The organism is Bartonella sp. DGB1, from assembly GCF_041345015.1.
Taxonomy (GTDB): domain Bacteria; phylum Pseudomonadota; class Alphaproteobacteria; order Rhizobiales; family Rhizobiaceae; genus DGB1.
The window spans coordinates 1053737-1079760 of sequence record NZ_CP166769.1 but is presented as its reverse complement, the minus strand read 5'-3'; the positions used below and the strand labels follow the sequence as shown (position 1 = coordinate 1079760).

The window sequence follows — 26024 nt, the reverse complement described above, 5'->3', positions numbered from 1 at the left end:
TAATATTAGCGATGTTAGTAGCTACTGCGCTTACCTATTGGACTGCAGGATAATTTTATTTGTTAACCTATTCTACAAAGGTAAACTAGGTTAACAGCTAAATAATATTTTATTATTAATAATTTTAAATTGATGTAGAAAATTATTAAGTAACATAAAAAATGAAGAAAATTATATGCTACATAAATTGTGGTAAGTAAGATGAAATTATATAAGCTACGATAAATTTAGCAAATATTAATTCTAATAGCTTTATTAATATATGTTTATGTTGATTATATAATATTATGAAGTTAACATTAATGCTGTTAGTAGTTACTGCATTTATTTGTCTGTAGGGGAACTTTATTTGTTAACCTATTCTACAAAGGTAAAATAGGTTAACGGATAAGTAATATTAATTTTTTAAATAATTTAATACAGTTTCTGCATTACTTACTTCAAAAGGATCATTAGGTGCATTATCTTGTTTGCCTTCTTCGCTAAATAAAGCTTCAACTTTTTTATTGTTGATAATAGCTGCATAACGCCAAGAGCGCTCACCAAAGCCTAAATTATCTTTTGCTACTAGCATATCTACAGCTTTAGTAAATTCAGCTGAGCCATCTGGAATAAATTTCACATTTTTAATATTTAAGTGTTTAGACCAGGCATTCATTACAAAAGCATCATTAACAGATAAACAATATATTTCATCTATGCCTAATTTTTTGAATTCTTCATATAAAGCATCAAATCGAGGTAAATGTGTACTAGAGCAGGTTGGTGTAAATGCACCTGGTAAAGCAAATAGGATGACTTTTTTATTAGCAAAATAATCATCTGTAGTATAGTCTTGCCAGCGGTAAGGATTTTCACCGCCGACGCTTTCATCTTTTACTCTTGTATGGAAAGTAATATCTGGTAAAATATCGCCAATTTTCATTTGTATCTCCAATTTTAAGTTATTAAGCTGGTTCTAACATTAGACTAGGATCCACGATAATGTCATAGTCTTTTTCTGAGATTAACCCTGTTTTTAACGCTTCCTCCTTTAAAGTAGTACCATTGTTATGAGCTTTTTTAGCAATGGTAGCAGCGGCATCATAACCGATTACAGGAGCTAATGCGGTAACTAGCATAAGCGAACGTTCTAGTAAATTTTTAATATTATCTTCATTCACTATTATGCCTTTAATACAATGATCAGTAAATGAAACCATAGCATCTGATAATAAGCGAATAGATTCTAAAACATTATAAGCTATTACTGGTTTATATACGTTTAATTCAAAATGTCCTTGTGAGGCAGCAAAACCAACAGTTGCGTTATTTCCAAATATTTGAGTGGCTACCATGGTTAGTGCTTCACATTGGGTTGGATTAACTTTGCCAGGCATAATAGAAGATCCAGGTTCATTTTCAGGTAGTTGTAATTCACCAATTCCTGAACGTGGGCCTGAACCTAAAAATCTGATATCATTAGCAATTTTAAATAAATCCATAGCTAAAGAATTTAGGCTACCATGGAAATTTGTCAATGCTCCATGACTAGCTAAAGCTTCGAATTTATTTCCAGCAGTTTTAAATGGTAGATTGGTTATATTTGCTACTTCTTGAGCAAAAGCTTCTGCAAATCCTTTAGCGCTGTTTAATCCTGTACCTACAGCAGTTCCGCCTTGAGCAAGTAAAAAGACATCTTCTAAACTATTTAAGATACGTACTTTAGCATAATCTAAAGCCGCTCTATAGCCAGAAAATTCTTGCCCTAAAGTTATTGGAGTTGCATCTTGTGTATGGGTGCGTCCTATTTTGATGATATTAGAGAATTTTTGTTCTTTCTCATATAATTCATCACGTATTTTATCTAAAGCTGGAATAAGTGTATCTATAGTCTTGCTAGCTATCGCAATATGCATAGCGGTAGGGAAGGAATCATTAGAAGATTGTCCCATATTAACATGATCATTAGGGTGTATGGGTTTTTTAGAACCTAATTCACCGCCTAATAATTCAATAGCACGATTAGAGATTACTTCATTAACATTCATATTGGTTTGGGTTCCTGAACCGGTTTGCCAGACCACTAGAGGAAAATGATCATCTAATTTTCCGCTACGTATTTCCTTAGCTACAGTTATTATAGCTTGAGCTAATTTAGTATCAAGTTTTCCTAATTTTTCATTAGTAACGGCAGCAGCTTGTTTTACTAAAGTTAAGGCATGAATAAGTTCTATTGGTTGTTTTTGAGTGCCTATCTTAAAATTTAATAAAGATCTTTGTGTTTGCGCACCCCAATATTTATCTGATTGTACTTCGATACTACCGAAGCTATCAGTTTCGTTACGAGTATCTTTCATTTTTTTTCCATATTGTTAATAATATTTTACATATTATAGCATTAATTATGTTTCGTTAATGCTTTTTTTTGCTTATTACACAATTCAATTATTTAATATTAAAAAAAGCGACTATAAAAGCCGCTTTCTTTAAGTAATAGAGGGTTTTGCTGTCGGGGATTAAAAATCCATACCGCCCATACCACCCATGCCGCCCATACCACCAGGCATTGCAGGCATTCCGCTATCTTTTTTAGGTAATTCAGCAATCATTGCTTCAGTAGTGATTAATAATCCAGCAACTGAGGCAGCATTTTGTAGAGCTGTGCGAACTACTTTCACTGGATCAACAATTCCAAGTGAAATTAGATCTCCATATTCACCATTAGCTGTGTTATAGCCAAAAGTTTCAGATGAATTTTCTAAAATTTTACCAACAATGATAGAGGCTTCACAACCAGCGTTAGTTGTGATTTGGCGAGCAGGAGCTTGTATAGCGCGACGTACAATATTGATACCAGCTTCTTGATCAGCATTAGCGCCTTGAGCTGTAATAGCTACAGAAGCTCTTAATAAAGCAGAACCACCACCAGCTACTATACCTTCTTCTACAGCAGCGCGAGTAGCACTTAAAGCATCATCTACACGATCTTTTTTCTCTTTAACTTCTACTTCAGTAGCGCCACCAACACGAATAACAGCTACCCCGCCAGCTAATTTAGCTAGACGTTCTTGCAATTTTTCGCGATCATAGTCTGAAGTTGTTTCTTCAATTTGTGCTTTAATTTGATTTACACGGGCTTCAATGTTATTTTTTTCACCAGCGCCATCAATGATTGTAGTTGCTTCTTTAGTGATATGTATTTTTTTAGCGCGTCCTAACATATTTAGGTCTACATTTTCTAATTTCATACCTAATTCATCAGAAATAACTTGACCGTTAGTAAGGATAGCAATATCTTCTAGCATAGCTTTACGACGATCGCCAAAACCAGGGGCTTTAACCGCAGCAACTTTTAAACCTGCGCGAATTTTGTTAACAATAAGAGCAGCAAGTGCTTCACCTTCTACATCTTCAGCAATGATAAGCAATGGTTTACCAGATTGCATTACCATTTCTAGTATAGGTACTAATGTTTGTAGGTTAGATAATTTTTTATCATGGATAAGGATATATGGATCATCAAAGTCGGCTAGCATTTTTTCAGCATTGGTGACAAAGTAAGGTGATAAATATCCGCGGTCAAACTGCATACCTTCAACTACTTCTAATTCTGTTTCAGCTGTTTTAGCTTCTTCAACAGTAATTACGCCTTCGTTGCCAACTTTTTTCATAGCGTCAGCGATCATTTGACCTATTTCAGTTTCACCATTTGCAGATATAGTACCTACTTGTGCAATTTCTTCAGATGTCTGAATTTTTTTAGCACTTTTGATTAACTTTTCTACTACTTCATTTACGGCTAGATCAATACCACGTTTTACGTCCATTGGATTCATGCCAGCAGCAACAGCTTTAGCGCCTTCTTGTACAATTGCTTGACCTAATACAGTAGCTGTTGTAGTACCATCACCAGCAACATCATTTGTTTTAGACGCTACTTCACGTAACATTTGAGCGCCCATATTTTCAAATTTATCGTCAAGTTCAATTTCTTTAGCAACAGAGACACCATCTTTAGTGATACGAGGAGCACCAAAAGATTTTTCAATTACAACATTACGTCCTTTAGGACCTAAAGTCACTTTTACAGCATTAGCTAAAATATCAACACCACGTAATAAGCTTTCACGGGCGTCACGTCCAAATTTAACTTCTTTAGCAGCCATTATTTTACTCTCCTATAATTTAGTAATTAATTAAGCAATAATTCCTAGAATATCAGATTCTTTCATTATTAAAAGATCTTCACCATTGATCTTAACTTCAGTGCCAGACCATTTGCCGAAAAGAATATGGTCACCGGTTTTTACTTCTAAAGCTATGACTTTGCCGTTTTCATCTTTTGTGCCAGTTCCTACAGCTATTACTTTACCTTCTTGAGGTTTTTCTTTTGCTGTATCAGGGATGAAAAGACCGCCAGCGGTTTTTTCTTCTGATTCTAATCTTTTTACCAGAACACGGTCATGTAATGGACGAAAGTTTACATTTGTCATTTTTAACCTCTTAATCTAACATTTAATTCTTTCTAATAGATAAAAATTGTTATCTTTAATTTCAAGGGTAATCAAATAATATTTTCAACATAAGCTAAATTATTTAGTTTTATATTTTTCTAGTAATTCTATACTAAGTAATTCAATATTTTTTAGATATTTTTGTCTTGCTATTGTTGCTGATGTAGTACAATATTCATAGTTATCTCTGAAAGATTGGTAACCATGATTATAATAAGAAATCATTTGTGTTTTTTGTTCATCAGAGGCGTTTTGTGCTTCAATTAAACGTTCTAAATAATTTTTCCATATTGCAGATTTACTATTACATAATCGTTCTAAAAATTGTAACGACCCTAAAATTTCACTGAGACGATTAATTTTCTGATTGTAAATATTGCTATCGTATAATTGTTGATAATTATTACTTAACACAATATAATTAGCATTAAAAAATAATAGAATAAAGTATATATATTTTGCCATTCTATAACCCTTAAAATAAATGTTACATTTAAAGTTATGGGTTGGTTTTGTTGTTTGACAAGTGAGATAAATTAAAATAAAAGCTGCTAATAAAGGAAATAATATGACGTGTTTATCATTATATAATACTAAAAGTCAAACTAAAGAAACATTCCAACCAATAGATCCTGAAAATATTCGTATGTATGTATGTGGTCCTACGGTTTATGATAGTCCTCATATAGGGAATGCACGTCCAATTATAGTTTTTGATATTTTATTTAGGTTATTACAGCAAAATTTCGGTAAAAAAAATGTTATATATGTGCGTAACATTACTGATATTGATGATAAAATTATAAAAAGAGCAAATGAATTATATCCAGATATAGATATTAATCTTGCTATTAAAAAATTAACAAATGATATTAATAAAGAATTACAAACAGAGGTAAATTTTTTAAACTGTTTATCACCTGATGTACAGCCTAAAGCTACTGAATATATTGACCAAATGAGAGAAATGATCAATCTTTTGATTGATAAAGGCTTTGCATATATAGCGAAAGAACATGTGTTATTCTCTGTTACTAAAATGAACCAAAGTAATTTACAATATGGACAATTGTCACATAGGTGTTTGCAAGATATGCAAGCGGGTGCAAGGGTTGAGGTGGAAGATTATAAACAAAGTGAATTTGACTTTATTTTATGGAAGCCTTCATTGAAAAATGAACCAGCGTGGGAGTCTCCTAAAGGAGTTACTATCAAAGGTCGACCAGGATGGCATATTGAATGTTCAGCTATGTCATATGCTACTTTACTGATGCCTTTTGGGGGCGGGTTGGATAATGATAAAGCTGAAAAAAATATTTTTGATATCCATGGCGGGGGTATAGATTTAATATTTCCACATCATGAAAATGAAATAGCACAATCATGTTGTGCTTTAAACACTGAGATTATGGCAAATTATTGGATTCACAATGGGTTCGTACAGTTAGAAGGTAAAAAAATGTCAAAGAGCACCGGCAATTTTTTAACTATTCATGAAGTGTTGAATTATTCTATATTAGAAAATATCAATAATTTACCTGCGGAAATTAATAGTAAATGGAATGGATTAGCAACAAGATTTTCAATCTTACAAACTCACTATCATGAACCATTTAATTGGACATATGATAGATTATGTAATGCAAGTAAAGAATTATATAGATGGTATAAATTTTTACGTAACGAAAAAGTAAATATTAATGAAATTAAACAGGAGGATTTACAAAATGCTGCTAATATCCTTAATGATGATTTAGCTACTCCTGCTTTAATTACTTATATGAGGAAGAGCTATAAAGAAAAGGAAATATTGCCTTTATTAGCTGCAATGCAATTACTAGGATTATTTTCTAGTGATCTATTGAATGATAATCATCCTATCTTTATTCAGACTTCTGTTGTCGATGAAAACTATATTTTGGAACAAATAAAAATTAGGCAGGCTTATATTGATAAACAAGATTGGCACCAAGCAGATCTAATAAGGCAAAATTTATTGGAAAAAAAGATTGTGTTAAAAGATTATAAAGACCCCAATTCAGGGGTCAGAAAGACTAATTGGGAAATAAAAGATATTAGTTAGCCTATTTTAGGCTGTCTAATAGAGGAAATACTTCTTCAACATTATTTACAAATAGAGGTCCATTATCTTGAAAAGATGTGATAAAACCCTCTGTTAACATATGTTCAAAAAATACTTTAATAGGATCCCAGTAATTATTTATATTGACGAAAATGAACGGTTTTTTATGTTGATCTATTTGTGACCAAGTAAAAATTTCTACTATTTCTTCTACTGTTCCTATGCCGCCTGGTAAGGCTAAAAAAGCATCAGCTCTAGTGAACATTTCTTGTTTACGTTGGTGCATATTTTCAGTGAATATAGCTTCATTTAATAGGAGTAATTGATCGTGACTGGATTCTCGATTAATTAAAAAGTGCGGAATAATACCAGTTACGTGTCCACCATTTTGTTGCATACTTTTAGCTACGGCTCCCATTATTCCTTTAAAACCACCGCCGTATACTAGCTTTAGGTTTGCTTTTGATAATAATTTACCTAATAAAGTTGCTTGTTCAACATAAATTGGATTTTTACCTGGGGCAGCTCCGCAATATACACATACTGATTCTATAGCCATATCAAACTCCTTGTTAGTTGAAAATATTTTATTATAGCAATATTTTAAGTTATATAGCATTTTTTTGTTTACTAAATAGTTTTTTGTCTTTAACAATATGTTAAGTAAAGATAATATCAAAACTTAATAATAAAACTTAGGTGAGGTAATCATGAATATAGTAACTACTATACGTAATGTTTTGGTTCCAATTCATAGAGAAGGGTATATTTTTATTGCAATATTTTTTGTAACCGCTTTAGTGCTAGGGGTAGTAGTTTGGCAACCTTTTTTTTGGATAGGATTAATTTTAACTGTATGGTGTATGTATTTTTTCCGCGATCCTGAGAGAGTAACTCCACAAGATGATTCTTTAGTGATTAGTCCTGCTGATGGTAAAATATCTTGTGTAGAAAAAATTGTACCGCCTAAAGAATTAGGTTTGGATTATGAAGAAGTTTTGCGTATTTCCGTTTTTATGAATGTTTTCTCTTGTCATGTTAATAGATCTCCTGTTAGTGGAACTATAAAAAAAATAATATATAAAAAAGGTAAATTTTTAAGTGCTGAGCTAGATAAATCTAGTGAAGAAAATGAACGTAATATTTTGATAATTGATAGCCCACATGGAGAGTTAGCAGTAGTACAAGTGGCCGGTTTGTTAGCACGTAGAATTTGTTGTTGGGTAAAAGAAGGGGATCATTTAGTAGCTGGACAAAGATTTGGCTTAATTCGCTTTGGATCAAGAGTAGATTTATATCTACCTACTAATTTGTTAGAGCAAGTAGATGTTACACAAAATGCAATTGTTGGAGAAACTGTCTTAGCAAAATTAGGTGATCAAAGTAATATTTTATCCTTTAGAAAGAGTTAATTAACTAATGTCTAAAAATTTATTTTCTATAAGGTTATTTGTTCCAAGCTTTATAACTGTTCTTGCAATTTGTGCGGGGATTGCGTCTTTACGTTCAGCCTTGGCGGGTAATTTTTTTAATTCCTTGTTATTATTATTAACAGCGTCTTTTTTAGACGGTTTAGATGGTAGAGTGGCTAGAGCGTTGAAAGTTAACACTTCTTTTGGTGGACAATTAGACTCCTTAGCTGATGTTATAAATTTTGGTGTAATACCGCCGTTAATATTATATTTTTATATATTAAATCAATATGAGCATTTAGGCTGGATAATAGTTGTTACCTATACAGTAGCTTGTTGTTTGAGGTTAGCGCGTTTTAACGTTAATTTAGAGTCTGATAATACAAATGAATGGGAAAAATATTATTTTGTTGGTTTACCTTCACCAGGAGGAGCATTATTATTATTGTTACCAATATATATAGCAGAAACTATTAATACAGATCTTGTTTTTAATAAAGAGTTTATTATTATCTCTAGTATCTATGCTATAGTGATTTCTTTTTTATTAATAAGCCGTTTCCCTATAGCTAATGGTAAAGCGTTAGGAACTAATTTTAAAATAGAAACTATTATTTTTGCTTTATTGATTGCAGGAGCCTTTATAAGTTTATTAATGACATATTTGTGGATAATCATGTTGTTATTCAGTATAGTATATTTTATTTTTATACCTATTAGTTATTACTATTGGCACAAGAATTACGGTAACTTGGAGTAGCCTGGAACAGGCTCAAATTAAATCTGCGAACCTGATCGCTTAGATAATAGTTTGGAAGTATTTTCAGTTAAGGTAAATGTTAGAGTAACTCTGCGGATAATTTAGAGTTATTTTATTGTGTTCTTTGTCACTATATTTTGGATTAGACAAGTTTAACCGGCTATGGATAACTAAGTATCTAGAGATAGAATAGGCTATTTAGCCTATTTCGTATGGGTTATGGTTGCAGTGGATATGGATAAAGAGGGTTTTAAACCTATTGCAGATTAGGTGAGGAACAGCTTTATTTATAGAGAGGGCTTAACTAAATTATAGTAATTTTTATATTTGGTTTGTACCTAACTGTTGTAAAAGTTCATCATCTTCGTTATCTTTTAACGGGGTTGGATAATCTCCGGTAAAATAATGATCAGTAAATTGGGGTGATGAATTATTTCTATTTTGACCACATACGGCTTGATAAAGGCCATCAATTGATAGAAATTTTAAAGAATCAGTACCAATTTGATCGCTCATTTCTTCAACGGTATAATGGTTATTAGCTATTAAATTATGTCGATGTGGAGTATCTATTCCATAAAAATCAGGGTAATAAATACGGGGGCTAGCTACTCTAAGGTGGACTTCTTTTGCTCCTGCTTCCCTTAACATGCGTACTATTTTTAGAGATGTAGTTCCTCGAACTACAGAATCATCTATAAGTACGACTTTTTTACCTTCGATAACAGTTTTATTAGCCGAATGTTTTAACTTCACTCCTAAAGCTCTTATTTGTTGGGTGGGCTCTATGAATGTTCTACCAACGTAGTGATTACGTATTATACCTAATTCAAAATTGATACCACTTTTTTGTGCATATCCTATCGCAGCTGGTGTTCCACCATCTGGTACAGGAACTACTATATCAGCATCACATGGATGTTCTGTAGCTAAAATTTCACCCATTTTTTTGCGAGCATTGTAAATACTTTTGCCACCAACGATTGAATCAGGACGTGCAAAATATACATATTCAAACATACAAAGACGTTCGGGCTTAGTAGCAGATGGTTGTATAGTTTCGATAGTAACTTCTCCATCTTCTTTTAGTTCACAGATTATAATTTCACCATTTTTTACATCTCTGACATATGTTGCTCCTACGATATCTAAAGCACATGTTTCCGAGCAAAAAATTGGTTTACCATCTAAGAGCCCCATAACCAGCGGGCGAATACCAACAGGATCTCTTGTTACTATGAGTTTATTATTTGTTAAGGCTAGTAAAGCAAATCCGCCTTCAATTTGTTGTATAGATGCTCTAAATCTATCTATAATGTTGGAATTTTGGGCTCTAGCAATGAGGTGTAATATTACTTCAGTATCTGTAGTAGATTGATAAATAGCTCCTGTTTTTATTAGTTCTTTACGTATGGTGAGCCCATTAGTAAAGTTACCATTGTGCGCTACTGCTAATCCACCTTCTATTGATTCAGAGAATAAAGGTTGAATATTACGACGACTAGTTTCACCAGTTGTAGAATATCTAACATGACCTATAGCAATTGAACCAGAAAGTTTATTTAAATTATTAATGCTAGTGAAATGATCACCTACTAATCCTAGATGTTTTTCTTCATAAAATTTATGACCATCAGTAGTTACGATTCCTGCCGCTTCTTGACCTCTATGTTGTAAGGCATGTAATCCTAAAGCTGTTAACTTAGCTGCATCTACATGTCCTATAATTCCGAAGACGCCGCATTCTTCTCGAAGCCTATCGTTATAAATATCAAATTTATACATATTTATCCTTTACCGAGATCCAACATTATAATAATTTAGCGATAGTACATTATAATATATTTTTACTGATTTAAAGTAAAATAGTAAATTATTATAAGTTATTATTGCTCTTCTTCTGGAGGTATATGTTCAAAGTCTTGAGGTGTTGATATTTCGTCAATCTTTTTTTCGACCCATTCTAGCCAATCTTCTGGTGCAGGAGGAAATAAATTATATAATTTTTCTGATGTAGCTTCTAAAAATGGACGAAAGCTAGCCTCATGTAGCCATTTAGGTTGATTGATAGGTGATATTAATTTATCTAAAAACATAAAAGCTAATAAAGCTATTATAAATCCTCTGATACCTCCATAAATTAGTCCTAAAATATTGTCCACAGGGCCAACTCTACTGTCAGTTACCATGTTGCTTAATTTTTTCGTGATTAAGGACATAATTATAAGGGCTATTAGAAAAAGTGAGATGCCAGTTATTAAAAAAGCTATTAAGTTATTGCTAATATGCGGTTGTATATAAGGTAATAAATGTTCAACTCCATAATAGCTTATTAAAGCAGCTACTACCCAAGAGAATATAGAAAATATTTCTCTCGAAAAGCCTCTTAACATTGAGATAATACCAGATATAACTACAATTACAACTACGGCACCATCTAGAAAGGTAACTGACATTTTCCACCTTTAATTTATTAATCTATTGCAATGAATATAAGTAATTATGGTTAAAAAACAATTTATTTATGTTGTTTCCTAATTTTATCCCTAGCTAAAATTCGTTCTACTACCTCTTGTAATTTATTGATGTTAGCTGTCGCAAACTCTTCATTAGATGTTATATCAATGTTATCTGCAGATAAAACTGCTTGATTAAAACCTAATTTTTGCGCTTCTTTAATTCTAGAATTTGCTTGAGCTACAGGACGTAGGTTCCCCGATAAGCTGATCTCACCAAAATAAACACATCTAGAAGGCAGAATAATATTAGAAAATGAGGAAACTATAGCCGCCGCTACTGCAAGATCAGCTCCAGGATCCTGAATTTTATAACCACCGGCAACATTAATGTAAATATCATAATTGCTGAGTTTTATACCGCAATGTGCTTCCAGTACAGCTAATATCATATGCAATCTTTGGTTATCAAAACCCACGCATGATCGTTTAACATTAGTTGAAGCAGTAATAACTACTAAAGCTTGTATTTCTACTAAAATAGGGCGTGTTCCTTCAATACCAGCGAAAATAACGCTACCGGCGGATCTATTTTCGATTTTTCCAAGAAATAAACTAGATGGATTAGCTATTTCTTTTAAACCATATTCTGTCATTTCAAAAACACCAACTTCGTTAGTTGCGCCGAATCTATTTTTGACACCTCTTAATAATCGATAATGATGTTGATTATCGCCTTCAAAATATAACACACAATCTACCATATGTTCTACAACCCTAGGGCCAGCGATTTGTCCTTCTTTGGTGACATGTCCAACTAATATCATAGTAACATCGTTATTTTTAGCATAGTTAATTAAAGCTTGTGAGCATAATCTAACTTGAGTTACTGTACCAGGGGTGGAATCGGCTCCATTGCTCCAGATAGTTTGGATTGAATCGATGATAACTAGGTCAGCTTTTTCTTGATTTTGTAGGGTGGTCAATATAGTTTCTATATGAGTCTCTACAGCTAATAAGACATGGCTCTTACTAACGCCTAATCTTTTAGCTCGTAATCTAATTTGGCTTATGGCTTCTTCACCAGATATATAAATTATTTTATGTCCAGCCTGAGCAAGAGAAGTTGCAGCTTGCATTAAAATAGTTGATTTACCTATACCGGGTTCACCGCCTACCAATAATACGGAGCCGCGTACAAAACCACCGCCGGTTACTCTATCTAATTCCTTTATTTGTGAATTAATACGTGGCTTTTCTGGAGAGCTGCCTTCTAGACCAACTAACTCAAGCTTTTTACCGTTTTTAACCGTATCTTTAGATCCTATACCATAGGTTATTTCTTGTTCCTGAATAGAATTCCAATCGTTACACGAGTCGCATTGTCCACTCCAACGTGGATGACTGGTTCCACACGATGAACAAATAAAACGAGAGCGTTTGCGAGCCATAAAACCTACTATTAATTTTAGTTGTTATCTTCTGCTAAATTACTAAAGCGAGTATAGCGAGATTCAAATTGCAATTTCACGGTTCCTGTTGGACCATGACGTTGTTTAGCGATAATTACATCTGCTTTACCTTTAGATGCATTCATTTTTGTTTGCCATTCAGTATATTTAGATGAGTCTAATTCAGGTTCAGTATTTTGTAAATAATATTCATCACGATAAACAAATAATACCACATCTGCATCTTGCTCAATTGATCCTGATTCTCTTAAATCAGAAAGTTGCGGGCGCTTATCTTCTCTGTTTTCTACCTGTCGAGAAAGTTGTGATAAGGCAATAATAGGAACATTCAATTCTTTAGCTAAGGCTTTAAGACTATTGGTTATTTCAGTTATTTCAGCTACTCTATTATTAGAACTACTAGAATTAGCAACCGTCATAAGTTGGATATAATCAATTACTATTACATCTAATCCAAATTGACGTTTATGACGACGAGCTCTAGCAGATAATTTAGAGCTAGATATACCGCCAGTTGGATCAATGTATAAAGGTAGTTCTTGTAATTCACGCGAACATTTGATTAACCTATCAAGCTCAATATCTGTTAAATTTCCTCGTCGAATATTTGCGGAGGAAATTTCAGATTGCTCTGAAATGATACGCGTAGCTAATTGTTCTGATGACATTTCTAATGAGAAAAATAATATATTACCGTTAGTTTCTAATTTGTTTTTTTTAGCATAAGAAATATTAAAAGCTATATTAGTAGCTAAAGAGGTTTTACCCATACCAGGACGACCGGCTAAAATAATAAGATCTGATTTTTGCAGCCCGCCCATTAATTTATCTAAATCAGATAAACCAGTAGCAATCCCTGATAAATGCCCCGTTCTTTTATGAGCTGCTTCCGCCATGGCGATAGATTCAGTTAGCGCTATTGAAATAGGTTGCGGTCCTTGTTCAGGAGCATTATGTTCAGCTAAATTAAAAAGCTTCAGTTCCGCTTGTGCTATCTGTTCAACCGGAGGAATATCAATTTCTACTTCATACGCTGTATTAACAATGTCTTCACCTATATTTATTAATTGCCGTCTTAAGTATAACTCATAAATAATTTGAGCGTAATCTTTGATATTTATAATTGCAACAGTGTCTAAACATAGGTTTACTAGGTATTCAGATATAGGTAATTCATCCGAAACTAGTAAATTTGAGGGCAGATAGCTTTTTACTGTTTTATAATCAGCTCGTCTATCTGCTTGAATTAATTTACTACAAATTGAATATATTTTTTGATGTAATTTTTCATAGAAAAAATTTGGTTCTAGAATATGGGATATTTTATCATAATATTCATTATTGACTAATAGAGCGCCTAGAATAGCTTGTTCTATTTCAATGTTGAAAGGCGCTTCTCTAATATTATTAGTCGTTTGCTCTATATCAGAAGTTTTTTGCTTTTCTTCTTCGTTGGCAAGAACTTCTTCAGGAGATAGATTCATTAAAAATTACCTTAACTACATAATATATTTTTTCATAAGTAATATAGAGTGATAAGGTACCAATTTTATGGTACCTTATCAATGCATTTATTCTTCTGTTTCAGCAGTAGTAATTTCTTCTTCTATTTTTTGCTCTTTTTCAGCAGATGATTCTAATTGTTTTTCAGCTTCATCTGGAGTTCTGGCTATATTAATAGTGATTGTGATTTTTACATCTGCATGTAAATAAATCGGTAATGTATGTAATCCTAGAATTTTGATAGGATTAGCAATTTGAATTTGGCTGCGTTGTAAAGTAAATCCGCCGTCTTTAAGTAATTCTACTATATCACGAGTAGCTACAGAACCATATAATTGTCCTGTTTCTGAAGCAGCGCGAATGATAGTGAAAACTTTCTTGTTAAGTTTTTCTGCTACATATTCAGCTTCTTCACGACGTTTTAAATTTTGTGCTTCAAGTTGAATTTTTTGGTTTTCAAATTTAGCTAAGTTAGCTGCACTTGCACGTAATGCTTTCTGTTGTGGAATTAAATAATTACGTGCATAACCGGGTTTAACATCGACTATTTCACCCATTTGACCTAATTTAAGTACGCGTTCTAATAAGATGACTTTCATGGTATAATCCTTTCAAATATAATATGATTATTTTGCAGTTTTTGCAAAAATTCCGATAAGAAAAATTAGCATAAAGCTAATGAAGCTAATAATTTGTAACATGACGGCAATAAAAACATTGGTAAAAGCAACTAATTGTCCCATTACTAAAAAGCCAATTGAACAAATATAAGTCGTTAAAAGGAGTTTATTACCCCATGTTTTATGCGACGAAAAATTATGTATAACGGCAAAACCGGCTGCTATTGTAGCAGCTATTAATAAGCCTAGAAAGACATTTAAAAATAATTGTATATTTAAGTTTGAAATGGTGAATATACTAATAAGAGTAACTAATAAAATAATTTTGGTGAATAACGATAGACGAAAACTTTTAGTTAAAGGCGTCCATACCCTACCTGAGATAGGATTAGGAACAACATTGCGTGTTAAATATAGATTTATTATCATATTAAAGAAAAGCGATATTCCAATAAAAATTGTTAGTAAATTAATAATGACTTTAGTATATAGATTTAAAAGATCCTCTTTTACCAAAACTATTTGTTTTGAAAGTAACAGTTTATCTTTAAGTTCCATATAAATAAATTCAGATAATTTGGTTATTTGTGCCTCCATTGCTGGAGAATAAAATTGAAATTTAATAGATAAACTATAACTGAATAATAAAATTATTATAACTGATAATACCAGATGAGGTATACTTAAAAATACCTTGTTCTGAGCTTGATTCGTTGCTTTTAAAGTTTTATTAGTTATCTTTATATTACTTTTATCTGAAGATGATGTAAATAATAAATTAAAAAATTTATTATTTTTTATATCATTGCTATTACGGGAAATATTTAACATGTATCCAGTTAAAAATGCGGGTATAATATATACTAATAAATAATGGAAAAAATTAGTTTCTCCACCTGGATATAAAAATGATAATATAGCTGCTGTTACTGTGGTTGCAAATAAGCTAGCAAAATTACCAAATTTTAAAGATATATATAATATCGGTAATGGACATAAAAAGGCGAAAAGCGGCGATATAGAGAATAAAGCAGCTAGAACGCCAAAGAAAATAGATATAAAAAATATACGGGAATTAAATGTCATAATCTGCTGTCCTGCCTGAGTTATTGTTGGCAGTTAGAAGTTGCGAAATAATCTAGTTATAGGAATTAAATCTCTATATCTAAATTATTTATGCAACCCCAACCAAATATTTTAGTATCTTAGATAATGAACCTAAGTTAATTATTTTACTACATAAGGTAAAAAAGCAAGGAAACGAGCACGCTTAATAGCTTTTGCTAGTTCACGTTGTTTTTTCTGACTTACTGCAGTTATACGTGACGGGACTATTTTGCCGCGTTCAGAAATATAACGTTGCAATAATTTTACATCTTTATAATCAATAGGAGCGGCGCCTTTTTCTAAAAAAGGGCAATTTTTACGACGGCGGCTAAAAGGACGACGTACGGAAGACAAGCTAGCTGTATCATTCATTGTTATTTTCCTCTTTATTAGATTCGTCTAACTTTTTATCTAACTTATTATCTAATTTAGCATGATTACTGCGATTTTCTTGTTGATTAGATTCGTCACGTTCACGACGAGACATAAAGATAGAAGCTCCTTCTTCGTGTTTTTCTACACGGATAGTAAGAAAACGAATAACATCTTCATTGATTCGCAACTGACGTTCAAGTTCAAAAATAGCTGTTGCTGGTGCATCAATATTTAGCATAGCATAATGAGCTTTACGATTTTTTTGGATTCGATAAGCTAGAGTTCTAAGCCCCCAATTTTCTACACGTGTTACTTTACCACCTTCTGATTCAATAACATTTTTATATTGTTGAATCATAGATTCAACTTGTTGTGTAGATAAATCTTGGCGAGCCATGATTATATGTTCATATAAAGCCATAATTTGCCTTTCTTCAAAAGTATGTTCGACGCCAAGCCTCTGCGACATCTCTTAGAAAAACTGAAGAAAGGACGCTAAAACTATATGATCGAGAGCGGAGACACGGGAAGGATAGAGCCAAGGCTCAACATAGAATATTAATATATTCCATGCCTCCGTTCAGCCCCCAGCCGAACATAGGTTAATTACAAGTTTCCTTATAATTAATTTTTTCTTTTTTTACAAGTTATTTTTAGTGATAGAATTAAGTAATATTAAATTAAAGTGGATGATGTCAGATAGATAATATTATGGTGTTAATATTATTTCAATTTTATTAACCAATCTTATGATTGTTTATCTTTTGTGTTCTACTAAAAAATTTATATTTTTTAATAAATATTTTTTGTATTGATCGTTTGTTAAGATTAGATTTAAAGTTTATAATTTAAGATAAAATTATATTGCGGTGGTTGATTTATTATATTAATTAGTAAAGAGAATATAACTATAATTGGTGTTATTATAATTAATTTAATTAAAGGCTGTTGCTAAATATAGTCTTTTTTGCTATCAAATTGGTTTTATAGATGTAAATAGATATAATCAGTCATCTACTTATAGATATTGTAATTTTTACAGAAAGCAATAATAATTTACTAAGACCATATTGCATAACGTAATATTTAATAAAGTAAGGTAATAATTAAGCTAGGGAATAAAAATGTTGAAAGCTTTTACTTTTCCAGGACAAGGTAGTCAGTTTGTCACCATGGGTAAGGATTTATATGAGAATTTTACCGTTGCTAAAGAAGTATTTCAAGAAGTGGATAATGCTTTAGATTTTTCTTTGTCTGATATTATTTTTAATGGTCCAGAAGAGCAGCTAAAATTAACCGTAAATACTCAACCAGCATTAATGGCTGTTTCTATAGCTGTGGTACGTATTTTAGAAACTGAAGGTTTTATTTTAAAAGATAATGTTAAATGGTTAGCGGGTCACTCTCTTGGTGAATATAGTGCTTTATGCGCAGCAGGAGTTTTTTCTTTACATGATACTGCACAATTGTTAAAAAATAGAGGTAAATTTATGCAGGAAGCAGTAGCTGTAGGTGTTGGAGCTATGGCCGCTATTATTGGATTATCTGCTGAAGTGGTTGAAGATCTTTGTTTTCAAGTAAAAAATATTGGAAAATGTCAAATAGCAAATGATAATGGTGGAGGACAATTAGTAGTTTCAGGAGAAAAACTAGCCGTTGAGCAACTTATGATCCTAAGTAAAGAAAAGGGAGCAAAAAGAGCAATAGCATTACCTGTATCGGCTCCTTTTCATTCAGAGCTAATGCAACCAGCGGCTGAAAAAATGCAAGAAGAGTTAAGCAAGGTTAAAAAGAATAATGCTTCAATACCGGTAATATCTAACGTACTAGTAGAACCAGTAACAAATGCAGAAGAAATTATTCAGTTATTAGTAAAACAGGTTACCGGACAAGTAAGATGGAGAGAAACCATCGAATGGTTTGAAAAAAATAATGTTACTCAGATAGCTGAAGTTGGAGCAGGAAAAATATTAACAGGTCTAGCCAAACGTATATCTAGCGATGTTAATTTAATAAATATTGGTACAATAGAAGAAATAAAAGATTTTCTAAACAAATTAAATTAAGGAATAAAAATGTTTGATTTATCAGGTCGTAAAGCATTAATCACCGGGGCTAGTGGTGGAATAGGTGAATCCATAGTAAGACAATTACATAGTTTGGGCGCAGAAATATTTTTACATGGTACAAGAGAGGAAAAACTTAATGAGTTGGTTAGCGAATTAGGATCCAATTGTCATGTGATTACAGCTAATTTAGCAGATAGGTCTCAAGTAAAAGAATTAGCAAAAAAAGTTGAAGAAAAGGGCGGAGTGGATATCCTAGTTAATAATGCTGGTATTACTAAAGATGGTTTATTTATAAGAATGAAAGATGAAGACTGGGATCAGGTATTAGCAGTTAATCTAACAGCCGTTTTTAATTTAACAAAAGATATAGTTCAATCCATGATGAAACGTCGTTATGGTAGAATAATAAATATTTCTTCAGTTGTTGGTGTAAGTGGCAATCCAGGGCAAGTTAATTATTGTACTACAAAAGCTGGAATTATCGGCTTTAGTAAAGCTCTCGCGCAAGAAGTAGCAAGTCGTAATATAACAGTGAATGCTATTGCTCCTGGTTTTATCGAGACAGCAATGACGCAGGAATTAAATGAAAAACAGAGAGAATTAATTTTAGCACGTATACCACAAAAACGTATGGGTAAGGGAGCTGATATAGCTAATGCGGTTGCTTATTTAGCTAGTGATGCTAGTTCTTATATAACGGGGCAAACTTTACATGTTAACGGTGGTATGTATATGGTTTAAAGGTAAAACCATTGATTAATTAGATTTATTAACAATAATTAAGTAAATAAAATTAAAAAATACTTTAGGTTTTTTAAAAGGCGTGTTAAAGGGCTAAAAATAGAATTTATTTTAACTTTTAAAATGATATAACTTAAAAGTTAAAATAATAGAATATTAATACAGTTAATATTCTAATAACAATCTGTCCTTACAGATAAGGTAATAACTATAACAAAAGGTTAAAAATATGAGTGATACTATTGAACGTGTAAAAAAAGTTGTTTGTGAACAATTGAGTGTAACACCTGAAAAAGCAACTGATAATGCAAGTTTTATTGAAGACTTAGGTGCTGATAGCTTAGATACAGTAGAGCTTGTTATGGCTTTTGAAGAAGAATTTGGTATAGAAATTAATGACGATGCAGCGCAAAATATTCGTACAATTAAAGATGCTGCAGATTATATTGATTCTGTAAAATAATTGTAATATTTAACAGATTGTATAATCTGTTAAATATTAACTATTTGTAGGATATGAAAATATTATAGGATATATTTTATGAGACGTGTTGTTATAACAGGTTTAGGTATGATATCACCTCTAGCTGATGGGGTGGAAAATAGTTGGAAACAACTGTTAGCAGGGGTAAATGCTGCTAAAAAAGTAACCGCTTTTGAAGTAGATGATTTATCTTCAAAAATAGCCTGTATGGTACCTAAAGGTGAGCAAAAATACGCATTTAATCCAGACTTAATTATGGAACCACGTGAGCAAAAAAGAGTGGATCCATATATTATCTATGCTATGGCAGCTGCAAAAGAAGCTCTAGAAGATGCAAATTGGCATCCTACTTCTTATGAAGAACAAGTAAAAACTGGTGTGTTAATAGGAGCCGGTATAGGTGGCTTGGAGGGTATAGTTGAAAATGGCTATATTTTAAAAGATAAAGGCGCTCGTAAAATATCTCCATTCTTTATTCCTGGTTGTTTAATCAATCTTGCTTCTGGTTATGTATCTATTAAATATGGACTTAAAGGCCCTAACCATTCTGTAGTTACTGCCTGTGCATCTGGTACACATGCCATTGGGGATGCTATGCGATTAATTGCATATGGAGATGCTGATGTTATGGTAGCTGGTGGAACAGAAGCGGTAATCAGTCGTATTGCTTTAGCAGGATTTGGCGCTTGTAGAGCATTATCAACAAAATATAATGATGATCCACAACGTGCATCACGTCCATTTGATAAAGATAGAGATGGTTTTGTAATAGGAGAGGGAGCTGGTATCCTAATTTTAGAAGAATTAGAACATGCTAGAAAAAGAGGGGCAAAAATATATGGAGAAATTATCGGATATGGTCTTTCAGGCGATGCATATCATATAACTGCACCTAGTCCAACCGGAGATGGAGCAAAAAGATGTATGGAAGCAGCATTAAATAGAGCAAAAATAGAGCCTAATCAGGTTGATTATATTAATGCGCATGGTACTTCAACTATGGCTGATATAATAGAATTATCTGCTGTAGAGCAATTGTTTGGTAAACACGCTGAAAATTTAACGATGTCTTCGACTAAATCTTCAATAGGGCATGCTTTAGGTGCAGCCGGAGCATTAGAAGCGATTTTTTCTCTGTTAGCAATCAGGGACAATATAGCGCCAGCTACATTGAATCTAGATAATCCTGATACTGATACTAAAATTGATTTAGTACCACATAAAGCTAAACAGAAAGAAATTAATGTAGTTATATCCAACTCCTTTGGTTTTGGAGGCACTAATGCTTCTATCGTAATGCGACGTTTTAAAGAGTAGATATAAGGATATAGTGATGTCAAAACAACTGCTAAGTAAATCATTCATTATATCTTATATATTAGTGGTGTTTATTTTAGCAGGTGGTGCTTTATTGTATCAGATGTTTAAATCTGGACCTTTAAAAGAGAGCTACATCATATATGTACAACCTAATAGCAATGTTCAAACTATAGTAAATGAGCTGGTAGATAATAATGTTATTGAATCACCACATATTTTTAAATTACTATTGCAATCTCCATTGATGGGTAATTCTTTAAAAGCTGGAGAATATCAAATAAATGAACATGCATCTTTAATAGACTTAGTTAGACTTTTAAAGCAAGGTAAGTCATTGCGACGGAGTTTTACGGTCGTTGAAGGTCAGACACATGTTGCTATTATAGAAAATCTGAAAAATAATCCTTATTTAACCGGAGATATACCTAAAGAGATGCCACCAGAAGGTTGGTTATTAGCGGATACAATATATTATTTTAGAGGTGCTTCAAGAGAATCGATAATTAAAGAATTAGCACTTAAACAACAACAAAGAGTAAATTCTATCTGGCAGAAAAGAGATAAGGATTTACCAATTAAAACTATTGAGGAATTTGTTATTTTGGCCTCTATAGTAGAAAAAGAAAGTTCTTTACCAGAAGAGCAGCCAATGGTTGCAGGGGTGTTTATAAATAGATTAAAAAAATCTATGCGGTTACAATCGGATGTTACGGTAGTATATGGAATATGGCGTGGTGCAAAGCCTCCTGAAGGTTTTAAGCTATATAATAAAGATCTTAATAATAAAAATGAATATAATACTTATAAAATTTTAGGGTTACCTATTGGGGCTATAGCTAATCCTAGTACTACTGCTTTACAGGCTGTAGCACATCCTGCAAAAACAAAAGCTTTATATTTTGTAAGTAATGGTATGGGAAAACATAATTTTTCAGAGACTTTAGTTGAACATAATCAAAATGTACAACAATGGAGAGAATATAGTAAAGGAAATAATGGTAAATAGAATGGACATAAATTTTAATAATTTAAAAAACTTACCAATATTTACTCGTGGTTTTATTCTTTCTTTATCGGCTCCGTCAGGAGGTGGTAAATCTACTCTAGCTAGCCGTTTAATGGATGATAAATCTTTGAATTTTAATTCTTCCATAAGCATTACAACCCGTTTGCCTAGGGGGAATGAAAAAAATGCTATAGATTATTATTTTGTTTCAAAAGAAGAATTTTTACAATTAGTCAAGAATAATAGTTTATTAGAATGGGCAGAAATACATGGACATTATTATGGTACTCCTTACTTAGAAGTTGAAAAAAATTTAGTAAAAGGTAACAATATATTATTTGATATTAATTGGGAGGGAGTTAAACAAATTAAGACTATTTGCCCAGAAGATATTGTTTCAGTTTTTATTTTACCACCTTCAGCTAGCCAATTAAAACAGCGGTTACATAAAAGAGGAGAAGATAATTTATCATTAATAAAAAAGAGGATAGAAACAGCTAAAATTGAAATAGAACAATATCAGTTATTTGATTATCTATTGATTAATGATGATATCGAACAAACTACGCAACAATTAATATCTATAATTATAGCTGAACAGCAAAAAATTAAGCGTAAACAAAATTTGTCTAATTTTATATATAATTTTAGTAACGATCTTTAATCTGATACTGCTTTAATTATAGCAATAAATTCTTCTAAAGTTAATGTTTCTGCTCGTCTTTGTGGATCAATATTAAGTTTCGGTAAAATATCGTTAGCATTTATGGATTTTAAGCTTTGTCGAAGCATTTTCCTTTTTTGCCCAAAAGCCATTTTAACAATTTTATCAAAAATTTTTGCGTCTACAGCGATAGGATTTTCTTTTGGTTTTAAAAATACTACAGCGGAATTAACTTTTGGAGGAGGGGTAAAAGCTGAAGGGGGAAGAGTTAAGCAAATTTTATTTATAGTTTTCCAGTTAGCTAACAAAGATAACCTACCATATTTTTCAGTATTTACTTTAGCTGTTATTCTTTCAGCCACTTCTTTTTGGAACATTAAAGTCATATCTTTATAAAAGGCATGACAGTCACTAGTTAGTAACCAATTAACTAATAGTTGTGTTCCTATATTGTAAGGTAAATTGGCGATTATTTTAGGTTTGTTAGCGCAATTTTGTGCTAGTTGTTCGAAATTAACCGTTAGAGCATCTGCACTAATTATAGTTAATTTATTAGGATATGCTGCAGAGATTTCCTCTAATATTGGAATACATCTTTTATCTCGTTCAATTACAATGAGATGTTGAGGATTTTTTTGTAATATTGATCTAGTTAGACCTCCTGGCCCTGGTCCTATTTCAATGATTGTTTCTCCTTCTATATTGCCTGCTTGACTGGTAATTTTATTAATTAAATTCGTATCTAATAGAAAATTCTGCCCGAGAGACTTTTCAGCAATTAAATTATATTTTTTAATTATCTGTTGCAGAGGTAATAAAGGAAGGAGGTCCTTAGACATATTAAAAGGCCTTTGTTAATTTATCAGCAGTTTTAATTGCTTCTATTAAACTATCAGCATTAGCTATATTTTTAGTAGCAATGTCAAAAGCTGTACCATGATCAGGAGAAGTGCGAACGAATGGTAATCCTAGAGTAATATTAACAGCATCATGAAAATGTAATGTTTTTATTGGTATAAGAGCTTGATCGTGATAGATACATAAAGCTACATCATATTTTTGTCGTGCTTCTGAATGAAATAAAGTATCAGCCGGAAAAGGTCCTAATATATTGATATTCTTATTTTGCTTTAAGTAATTTATAGCTGGTATAATTATAGTTTCTTCTTCGCTACCTATAGTTCCTGCTTCTCCGGCATGAGGATTAATACCGGTGATAACAATTCGAGGAGAAGTAATTTTGAATTTATTAACCAACTCATTATGTACTATAGTTGCAGTATCTATTATAACTTCTTTAGATAATCGTTCAGCCACTTCTGATAAAGGTATATGGATAGTTATAGGAACAGTTTTCAAAGTTTCACCAGCCAACATCATCACGGGTGTAGCGTCTTGATTGAAAAATTTTTTTGCTAATGCCGCTAAAAACTCTGTATGACCGGGGAAGGTAAAACCGGATTGATATAAGTTATTTTTTGATATAGGGCAAGTTACTAGAGCTCTAGCTTGGTTTTTTGCAATATATTCTACAGATCTACTAATTGATTCAATTATTGCAGAAGCATTTTCTGTGTTAGGCTTTGCTAATTCACCAGTAATTTTATTCTTTAAAGGTATTATAGGTAAATAGTTGTCAAAAATTTTAAATTCTAAAGGGGTATTTATTGAGGCGACTGGAATATTAAAATTTAAGATTTTTTTCTGTTTGTTAGTATATTCAGGATCTGCTAGACAAATAAAAGGCGGTAATTTTTTCTCAGTGCGCTGTAACCAAGCTTTAAAAATTAGTTCTAGTCCTATACCTGCTGGATCTCCACAACTAATAATTATAGGAAGATTAGGTTGCATTAATTATTATTGCCTTTGATTTTAATTCGTTAAACAATTTTTTTTCTTCTTCCATAAATTCTTGTTGCGTTAAAGATTGGAATTTTTTATTAGATATTACGTGTCTAACTACAGCATCATTTTTTATATTTTCTATTGAGCAAACCATTATGGAGGATAATCCTTCGTTGGTTCTGATAGGTTCGCTTAATGTTGATATTTTAGTATCTAAAATTAGTTTTTGATAAGGTTCTGGAAATTCGTCAAGTGATTTTAATCCTAGATGATTATAAATTACATTATTATATTTCGATGATTTTTCTTTTAGTTGATTGCAATGTTTAACTTCTGTTTGTAATTTTTTTATTTCTTTATAACGTTTATTAATAAATTCATCGCTGCTGTCTTGAGGAACAAAGAACGTTACCGATTTTAATACATAAGCTTTTACGCTTGGTATATCTTTAATGTCTTTTTTTAAGTTTTTTGCTGATTTTTCAGATTCTAAAAAAACTTTTTCTCTTAATTTATTTCCTATAAAACGTTCCCAGGCTATTTGTACAGAAATTGAATCGATAAAATGTTGAAAGGAAACATTATTAGTTTCTATTAATTGTTTAAATTGTCCTATTGTCATATTATTTTGTTTAGCTAGATTAGTAACTGCTTCACTTAATAATTCGTTAGGAGTTTCTATGTTAGCTTTTAGCGTTTCTGTTTGTTTAATAATTTGATCAATTAATGAGCGCTTAGCAGTAGCTTCTAAGTCTGGACCTTGGTATCCTTGTAATTTTATTAGAGACATACGATTTTTTATATCATAAGAAGTTACTGGCATGCCATTAACTATTATTTTAACTTGATTTTTTTCCTTAGCAATTGGTGTTATAAAAACATTTGTTAATGACAATAAGATAGCTAGTAAGGAAATAATATATTTGCAAGTTATATACATGATTTATCCAAAGTTATAAAATCTATTCTATATAACTACAGTAATTATTATTATTTTTCAAGTGAACTATTTATTATTTTACATAAAATATCTTATATTATATAATGATGTTTTTGTAATTGAAGGTAGTAAATGGAAGTTATTTTTTACCAATTGTCAGATGCTAATTTTGAAAAAATACTTTTAAATTTGATTCAAAAATCTTTGACAAATAACTGGAATATAGAAATACGCTTTCATTCAATTATAAAGTTAAATAATTTTAATGATTATCTATGGACGTTTGAAAAAGATTCTTTTTTAGTGCATGCTACTGAGGAAGATAATTTTTTAGAGCAACAAAAGATATTATTATCATTAGATAATAATAAATCAGATTTGGTCCTCGATGATAAAATTTTAAATCGTAATTCAGCTAAGGTATTTTTTTGTATAGGTGGTTCAACACCTCCTCTTAAACCAGATTATGAAAAAATTATTATAATTTTTTATAATGATGGTGGAGAGGAATATGACAGAATAAAAAAGCAATGGTATAGTTATAAAGATAATAATATACCTATAAAATGTTATGTGCAAAATGAGAATAGAAAATGGATAGAAAAAAATTTATAGAATTAGCAATTATAAACCATCAGCTGACTGATTTTTAATTAGTTAATTTATAGTTT

At 31.7% G+C, this 26024-nt stretch carries 27 protein-coding genes; 10 read left to right on the top strand and 17 right to left on the bottom strand.

What is annotated here, in order from left to right:
* Positions 1 to 397: 397 nt before the first annotated feature.
* The 5 genes from AB6T46_RS05455 to AB6T46_RS05435 all read right to left on the bottom strand — a co-directional run bounded on the left by AB6T46_RS05455 (position 398) and on the right by AB6T46_RS05435 (position 4961).
* Positions 398 to 925, bottom strand: a complete 528-nt coding sequence (locus tag AB6T46_RS05455) for a peroxiredoxin (RefSeq protein WP_370931138.1) — start codon at positions 923 to 925, stop codon at positions 398 to 400.
* A gap of 22 nt (positions 926 to 947) precedes the next feature.
* Entirely contained in the window at positions 948 to 2339 is a 1392-nt protein-coding gene (gene fumC, locus AB6T46_RS05450; RefSeq protein ID WP_370931137.1) for a class II fumarate hydratase, read from the bottom strand.
* A 159-nt stretch (positions 2340 to 2498) separates the two neighbouring features.
* Positions 2499 to 4148, bottom strand: coding sequence for a chaperonin GroEL (gene groL / locus AB6T46_RS05445; RefSeq protein ID WP_370931136.1), 1650 nt, complete (start codon positions 4146 to 4148; stop codon positions 2499 to 2501).
* 30 nt (positions 4149 to 4178) lie between these two features.
* Positions 4179 to 4475, bottom strand: a complete 297-nt coding sequence (groES, locus tag AB6T46_RS05440) for a co-chaperone GroES (protein WP_370931135.1) — start codon at positions 4473 to 4475, stop codon at positions 4179 to 4181.
* 99 nt (positions 4476 to 4574) lie between these two features.
* Positions 4575 to 4961: a TIGR02301 family protein gene (locus AB6T46_RS05435; protein ID WP_370931134.1), complete on the bottom strand. Its 387-nt coding sequence runs from the start codon at positions 4959 to 4961 to the stop codon at positions 4575 to 4577.
* A 103-nt stretch (positions 4962 to 5064) separates the two neighbouring features.
* Here AB6T46_RS05435 and cysS point away from each other — a divergent pair, with 103 nt between their 5' ends.
* Complete coding sequence (gene cysS / locus AB6T46_RS05430) at positions 5065 to 6579, top strand: cysteine--tRNA ligase (protein ID WP_370931133.1); 1515 nt, start codon at positions 5065 to 5067, stop codon at positions 6577 to 6579.
* A 1-nt stretch (position 6580) separates the two neighbouring features.
* Here the strand turns inward: cysS and AB6T46_RS05425 are convergent, their stop codons facing one another.
* Complete coding sequence (locus AB6T46_RS05425) at positions 6581 to 7138, bottom strand: TIGR00730 family Rossman fold protein (RefSeq protein WP_370931132.1); 558 nt, start codon at positions 7136 to 7138, stop codon at positions 6581 to 6583.
* Positions 7139 to 7289: 151 nt separating this feature from the next.
* Here AB6T46_RS05425 and AB6T46_RS05420 point away from each other — a divergent pair, with 151 nt between their 5' ends.
* Complete coding sequence (locus AB6T46_RS05420; RefSeq protein ID WP_370931131.1) at positions 7290 to 7991, top strand: phosphatidylserine decarboxylase; 702 nt, start codon at positions 7290 to 7292, stop codon at positions 7989 to 7991.
* A 7-nt stretch (positions 7992 to 7998) separates the two neighbouring features.
* Positions 7999 to 8751, top strand: a complete 753-nt coding sequence (locus AB6T46_RS05415; RefSeq protein ID WP_370931130.1) for a phosphatidylcholine/phosphatidylserine synthase — start codon at positions 7999 to 8001, stop codon at positions 8749 to 8751.
* A 321-nt stretch (positions 8752 to 9072) separates the two neighbouring features.
* On the opposite strand, the gene purF is transcribed toward AB6T46_RS05415, so the two are convergent.
* The 8 genes from purF to rpsF all read right to left on the bottom strand — a co-directional run bounded on the left by purF (position 9073) and on the right by rpsF (position 16705).
* Positions 9073 to 10536, bottom strand: a complete 1464-nt coding sequence (gene purF / locus AB6T46_RS05410; protein ID WP_370931129.1) for an amidophosphoribosyltransferase — start codon at positions 10534 to 10536, stop codon at positions 9073 to 9075.
* Between the two features lie 101 nt (positions 10537 to 10637).
* On the bottom strand, positions 10638 to 11207 hold the full coding sequence (locus tag AB6T46_RS05405) for a CvpA family protein (RefSeq protein ID WP_370931128.1): 570 nt from the start codon (positions 11205 to 11207) through the stop codon (positions 10638 to 10640).
* 62 nt (positions 11208 to 11269) lie between these two features.
* Positions 11270 to 12658 (bottom strand): DNA repair protein RadA, encoded by a 1389-nt coding sequence (gene radA / locus AB6T46_RS05400; protein WP_370931127.1) that lies wholly within the window; start codon positions 12656 to 12658, stop codon positions 11270 to 11272.
* A 17-nt stretch (positions 12659 to 12675) separates the two neighbouring features.
* Positions 12676 to 14163 carry a replicative DNA helicase gene (locus tag AB6T46_RS05395; RefSeq protein ID WP_370931126.1) on the bottom strand — a complete coding sequence of 496 codons (1488 nt, stop codon included), beginning with the start codon at positions 14161 to 14163 and terminating at the stop codon, positions 12676 to 12678.
* Positions 14164 to 14250: 87 nt separating this feature from the next.
* The gene (rplI, locus tag AB6T46_RS05390; protein ID WP_370931125.1) at positions 14251 to 14781 is read right to left on the bottom strand and encodes a 50S ribosomal protein L9; all 531 of its coding nucleotides are present in this window, start codon (positions 14779 to 14781) and stop codon (positions 14251 to 14253) included.
* A gap of 27 nt (positions 14782 to 14808) precedes the next feature.
* Positions 14809 to 15888, bottom strand: a complete 1080-nt coding sequence (locus tag AB6T46_RS05385) for a hypothetical protein (RefSeq protein ID WP_370931124.1) — start codon at positions 15886 to 15888, stop codon at positions 14809 to 14811.
* A gap of 141 nt (positions 15889 to 16029) precedes the next feature.
* On the bottom strand, positions 16030 to 16281 hold the full coding sequence (gene rpsR / locus AB6T46_RS05380) for a 30S ribosomal protein S18 (protein WP_370931123.1): 252 nt from the start codon (positions 16279 to 16281) through the stop codon (positions 16030 to 16032).
* Entirely contained in the window at positions 16274 to 16705 is a 432-nt protein-coding gene (gene rpsF / locus AB6T46_RS05375; RefSeq protein WP_370932051.1) for a 30S ribosomal protein S6, read from the bottom strand. The genes rpsR and rpsF overlap by 8 nt, the downstream gene beginning before the upstream one ends.
* Before the next feature lie 703 nt (positions 16706 to 17408).
* On the opposite strand from rpsF, the gene fabD reads away from it, so the two are divergent.
* The 6 genes from fabD to gmk all read left to right on the top strand — a co-directional run bounded on the left by fabD (position 17409) and on the right by gmk (position 22568).
* Positions 17409 to 18350 carry an ACP S-malonyltransferase gene (gene fabD, locus AB6T46_RS05370; protein WP_370931122.1) on the top strand — a complete coding sequence of 314 codons (942 nt, stop codon included), beginning with the start codon at positions 17409 to 17411 and terminating at the stop codon, positions 18348 to 18350.
* A 9-nt stretch (positions 18351 to 18359) separates the two neighbouring features.
* Positions 18360 to 19094 carry a 3-oxoacyl-[acyl-carrier-protein] reductase gene (gene fabG, locus AB6T46_RS05365; protein WP_370931121.1) on the top strand — a complete coding sequence of 245 codons (735 nt, stop codon included), beginning with the start codon at positions 18360 to 18362 and terminating at the stop codon, positions 19092 to 19094.
* A gap of 229 nt (positions 19095 to 19323) precedes the next feature.
* Positions 19324 to 19557, top strand: coding sequence for an acyl carrier protein (locus tag AB6T46_RS05360; protein ID WP_370931120.1), 234 nt, complete (start codon positions 19324 to 19326; stop codon positions 19555 to 19557).
* Positions 19558 to 19635: 78 nt separating this feature from the next.
* Complete coding sequence (gene fabF / locus AB6T46_RS05355) at positions 19636 to 20895, top strand: beta-ketoacyl-ACP synthase II (protein WP_370931119.1); 1260 nt, start codon at positions 19636 to 19638, stop codon at positions 20893 to 20895.
* Between the two features lie 16 nt (positions 20896 to 20911).
* Positions 20912 to 21904 (top strand): endolytic transglycosylase MltG, encoded by a 993-nt coding sequence (mltG, locus tag AB6T46_RS05350; protein WP_370931118.1) that lies wholly within the window; start codon positions 20912 to 20914, stop codon positions 21902 to 21904.
* A gap of 1 nt (position 21905) precedes the next feature.
* Positions 21906 to 22568, top strand: coding sequence for a guanylate kinase (gene gmk, locus AB6T46_RS05345; RefSeq protein ID WP_370931117.1), 663 nt, complete (start codon positions 21906 to 21908; stop codon positions 22566 to 22568).
* Here the strand turns inward: gmk and rsmA are convergent.
* From rsmA to AB6T46_RS05330, 3 genes are read right to left on the bottom strand one after another with little or no spacing between them, the layout of a single operon-like run.
* On the bottom strand, positions 22565 to 23407 hold the full coding sequence (rsmA, locus tag AB6T46_RS05340) for a 16S rRNA (adenine(1518)-N(6)/adenine(1519)-N(6))-dimethyltransferase RsmA (protein WP_370931116.1): 843 nt from the start codon (positions 23405 to 23407) through the stop codon (positions 22565 to 22567). The two genes, gmk and rsmA, sit on opposite strands and share 4 nt — an antisense overlap.
* A 1-nt stretch (position 23408) precedes the next feature.
* The gene (gene pdxA, locus AB6T46_RS05335; protein ID WP_370931115.1) at positions 23409 to 24419 is read right to left on the bottom strand and encodes a 4-hydroxythreonine-4-phosphate dehydrogenase PdxA; all 1011 of its coding nucleotides are present in this window, start codon (positions 24417 to 24419) and stop codon (positions 23409 to 23411) included.
* Positions 24409 to 25353, bottom strand: coding sequence for a hypothetical protein (locus AB6T46_RS05330; RefSeq protein ID WP_370931114.1), 945 nt, complete (start codon positions 25351 to 25353; stop codon positions 24409 to 24411). Before AB6T46_RS05330 ends, pdxA begins: the two co-directional genes overlap by 11 nt.
* Positions 25354 to 25485: 132 nt before the next feature.
* On the opposite strand from AB6T46_RS05330, the gene AB6T46_RS05325 reads away from it, so the two are divergent.
* Positions 25486 to 25968 (top strand): DNA polymerase III subunit chi, encoded by a 483-nt coding sequence (locus AB6T46_RS05325; RefSeq protein WP_370931113.1) that lies wholly within the window; start codon positions 25486 to 25488, stop codon positions 25966 to 25968.
* Positions 25969 to 26024: the final 56 nt, after the last annotated feature.

Excerpts from the sequence above, each read along its gene's own strand:
- AB6T46_RS05455 (WP_370931138.1), bottom strand. The coding sequence starts at position 925 with ATGAAAATTGGCGATATTTTACCAGATATTACTTTCCATACAAGAGTA.
- AB6T46_RS05360 (WP_370931120.1), top strand. The coding sequence starts at position 19,324 with ATGAGTGATACTATTGAACGTGTAAAAAAAGTTGTTTGTGAACAATTG.
- groES (WP_370931135.1), bottom strand. The coding sequence starts at position 4,475 with ATGACAAATGTAAACTTTCGTCCATTACATGACCGTGTTCTGGTAAAA.
- pdxA (WP_370931115.1), bottom strand. The coding sequence starts at position 24,419 with ATGCAACCTAATCTTCCTATAATTATTAGTTGTGGAGATCCAGCAGGT.
- gmk (WP_370931117.1), top strand. The coding sequence starts at position 21,906 with ATGGACATAAATTTTAATAATTTAAAAAACTTACCAATATTTACTCGT.
- AB6T46_RS05395 (WP_370931126.1), bottom strand. The coding sequence starts at position 14,163 with ATGAATCTATCTCCTGAAGAAGTTCTTGCCAACGAAGAAGAAAAGCAA.
- AB6T46_RS05425 (WP_370931132.1), bottom strand. The coding sequence starts at position 7,138 with ATGGCTATAGAATCAGTATGTGTATATTGCGGAGCTGCCCCAGGTAAA.
- AB6T46_RS05435 (WP_370931134.1), bottom strand. The coding sequence starts at position 4,961 with ATGGCAAAATATATATACTTTATTCTATTATTTTTTAATGCTAATTAT.
- rplI (WP_370931125.1), bottom strand. The coding sequence starts at position 14,781 with ATGAAAGTCATCTTATTAGAACGCGTACTTAAATTAGGTCAAATGGGT.
- AB6T46_RS05385 (WP_370931124.1), bottom strand. The coding sequence starts at position 15,888 with ATGACATTTAATTCCCGTATATTTTTTATATCTATTTTCTTTGGCGTT.
- fumC (WP_370931137.1), bottom strand. The coding sequence starts at position 2,339 with ATGAAAGATACTCGTAACGAAACTGATAGCTTCGGTAGTATCGAAGTA.
- mltG (WP_370931118.1), top strand. The coding sequence starts at position 20,912 with ATGTCAAAACAACTGCTAAGTAAATCATTCATTATATCTTATATATTA.
- radA (WP_370931127.1), bottom strand. The coding sequence starts at position 12,658 with ATGGCTCGCAAACGCTCTCGTTTTATTTGTTCATCGTGTGGAACCAGT.
- AB6T46_RS05325 (WP_370931113.1), top strand. The coding sequence starts at position 25,486 with ATGGAAGTTATTTTTTACCAATTGTCAGATGCTAATTTTGAAAAAATA.
- rpsR (WP_370931123.1), bottom strand. The coding sequence starts at position 16,281 with ATGAATGATACAGCTAGCTTGTCTTCCGTACGTCGTCCTTTTAGCCGC.
- AB6T46_RS05405 (WP_370931128.1), bottom strand. The coding sequence starts at position 11,207 with ATGTCAGTTACCTTTCTAGATGGTGCCGTAGTTGTAATTGTAGTTATA.
- groL (WP_370931136.1), bottom strand. The coding sequence starts at position 4,148 with ATGGCTGCTAAAGAAGTTAAATTTGGACGTGACGCCCGTGAAAGCTTA.
- AB6T46_RS05420 (WP_370931131.1), top strand. The coding sequence starts at position 7,290 with ATGAATATAGTAACTACTATACGTAATGTTTTGGTTCCAATTCATAGA.
- fabG (WP_370931121.1), top strand. The coding sequence starts at position 18,360 with ATGTTTGATTTATCAGGTCGTAAAGCATTAATCACCGGGGCTAGTGGT.
- AB6T46_RS05415 (WP_370931130.1), top strand. The coding sequence starts at position 7,999 with ATGTCTAAAAATTTATTTTCTATAAGGTTATTTGTTCCAAGCTTTATA.
- purF (WP_370931129.1), bottom strand. The coding sequence starts at position 10,536 with ATGTATAAATTTGATATTTATAACGATAGGCTTCGAGAAGAATGCGGC.
- fabD (WP_370931122.1), top strand. The coding sequence starts at position 17,409 with ATGTTGAAAGCTTTTACTTTTCCAGGACAAGGTAGTCAGTTTGTCACC.
- AB6T46_RS05330 (WP_370931114.1), bottom strand. The coding sequence starts at position 25,353 with ATGTATATAACTTGCAAATATATTATTTCCTTACTAGCTATCTTATTG.
- rsmA (WP_370931116.1), bottom strand. The coding sequence starts at position 23,407 with ATGTCTAAGGACCTCCTTCCTTTATTACCTCTGCAACAGATAATTAAA.
- fabF (WP_370931119.1), top strand. The coding sequence starts at position 19,636 with ATGAGACGTGTTGTTATAACAGGTTTAGGTATGATATCACCTCTAGCT.
- rpsF (WP_370932051.1), bottom strand. The coding sequence starts at position 16,705 with ATGGCTTTATATGAACATATAATCATGGCTCGCCAAGATTTATCTACA.
- cysS (WP_370931133.1), top strand. The coding sequence starts at position 5,065 with ATGACGTGTTTATCATTATATAATACTAAAAGTCAAACTAAAGAAACA.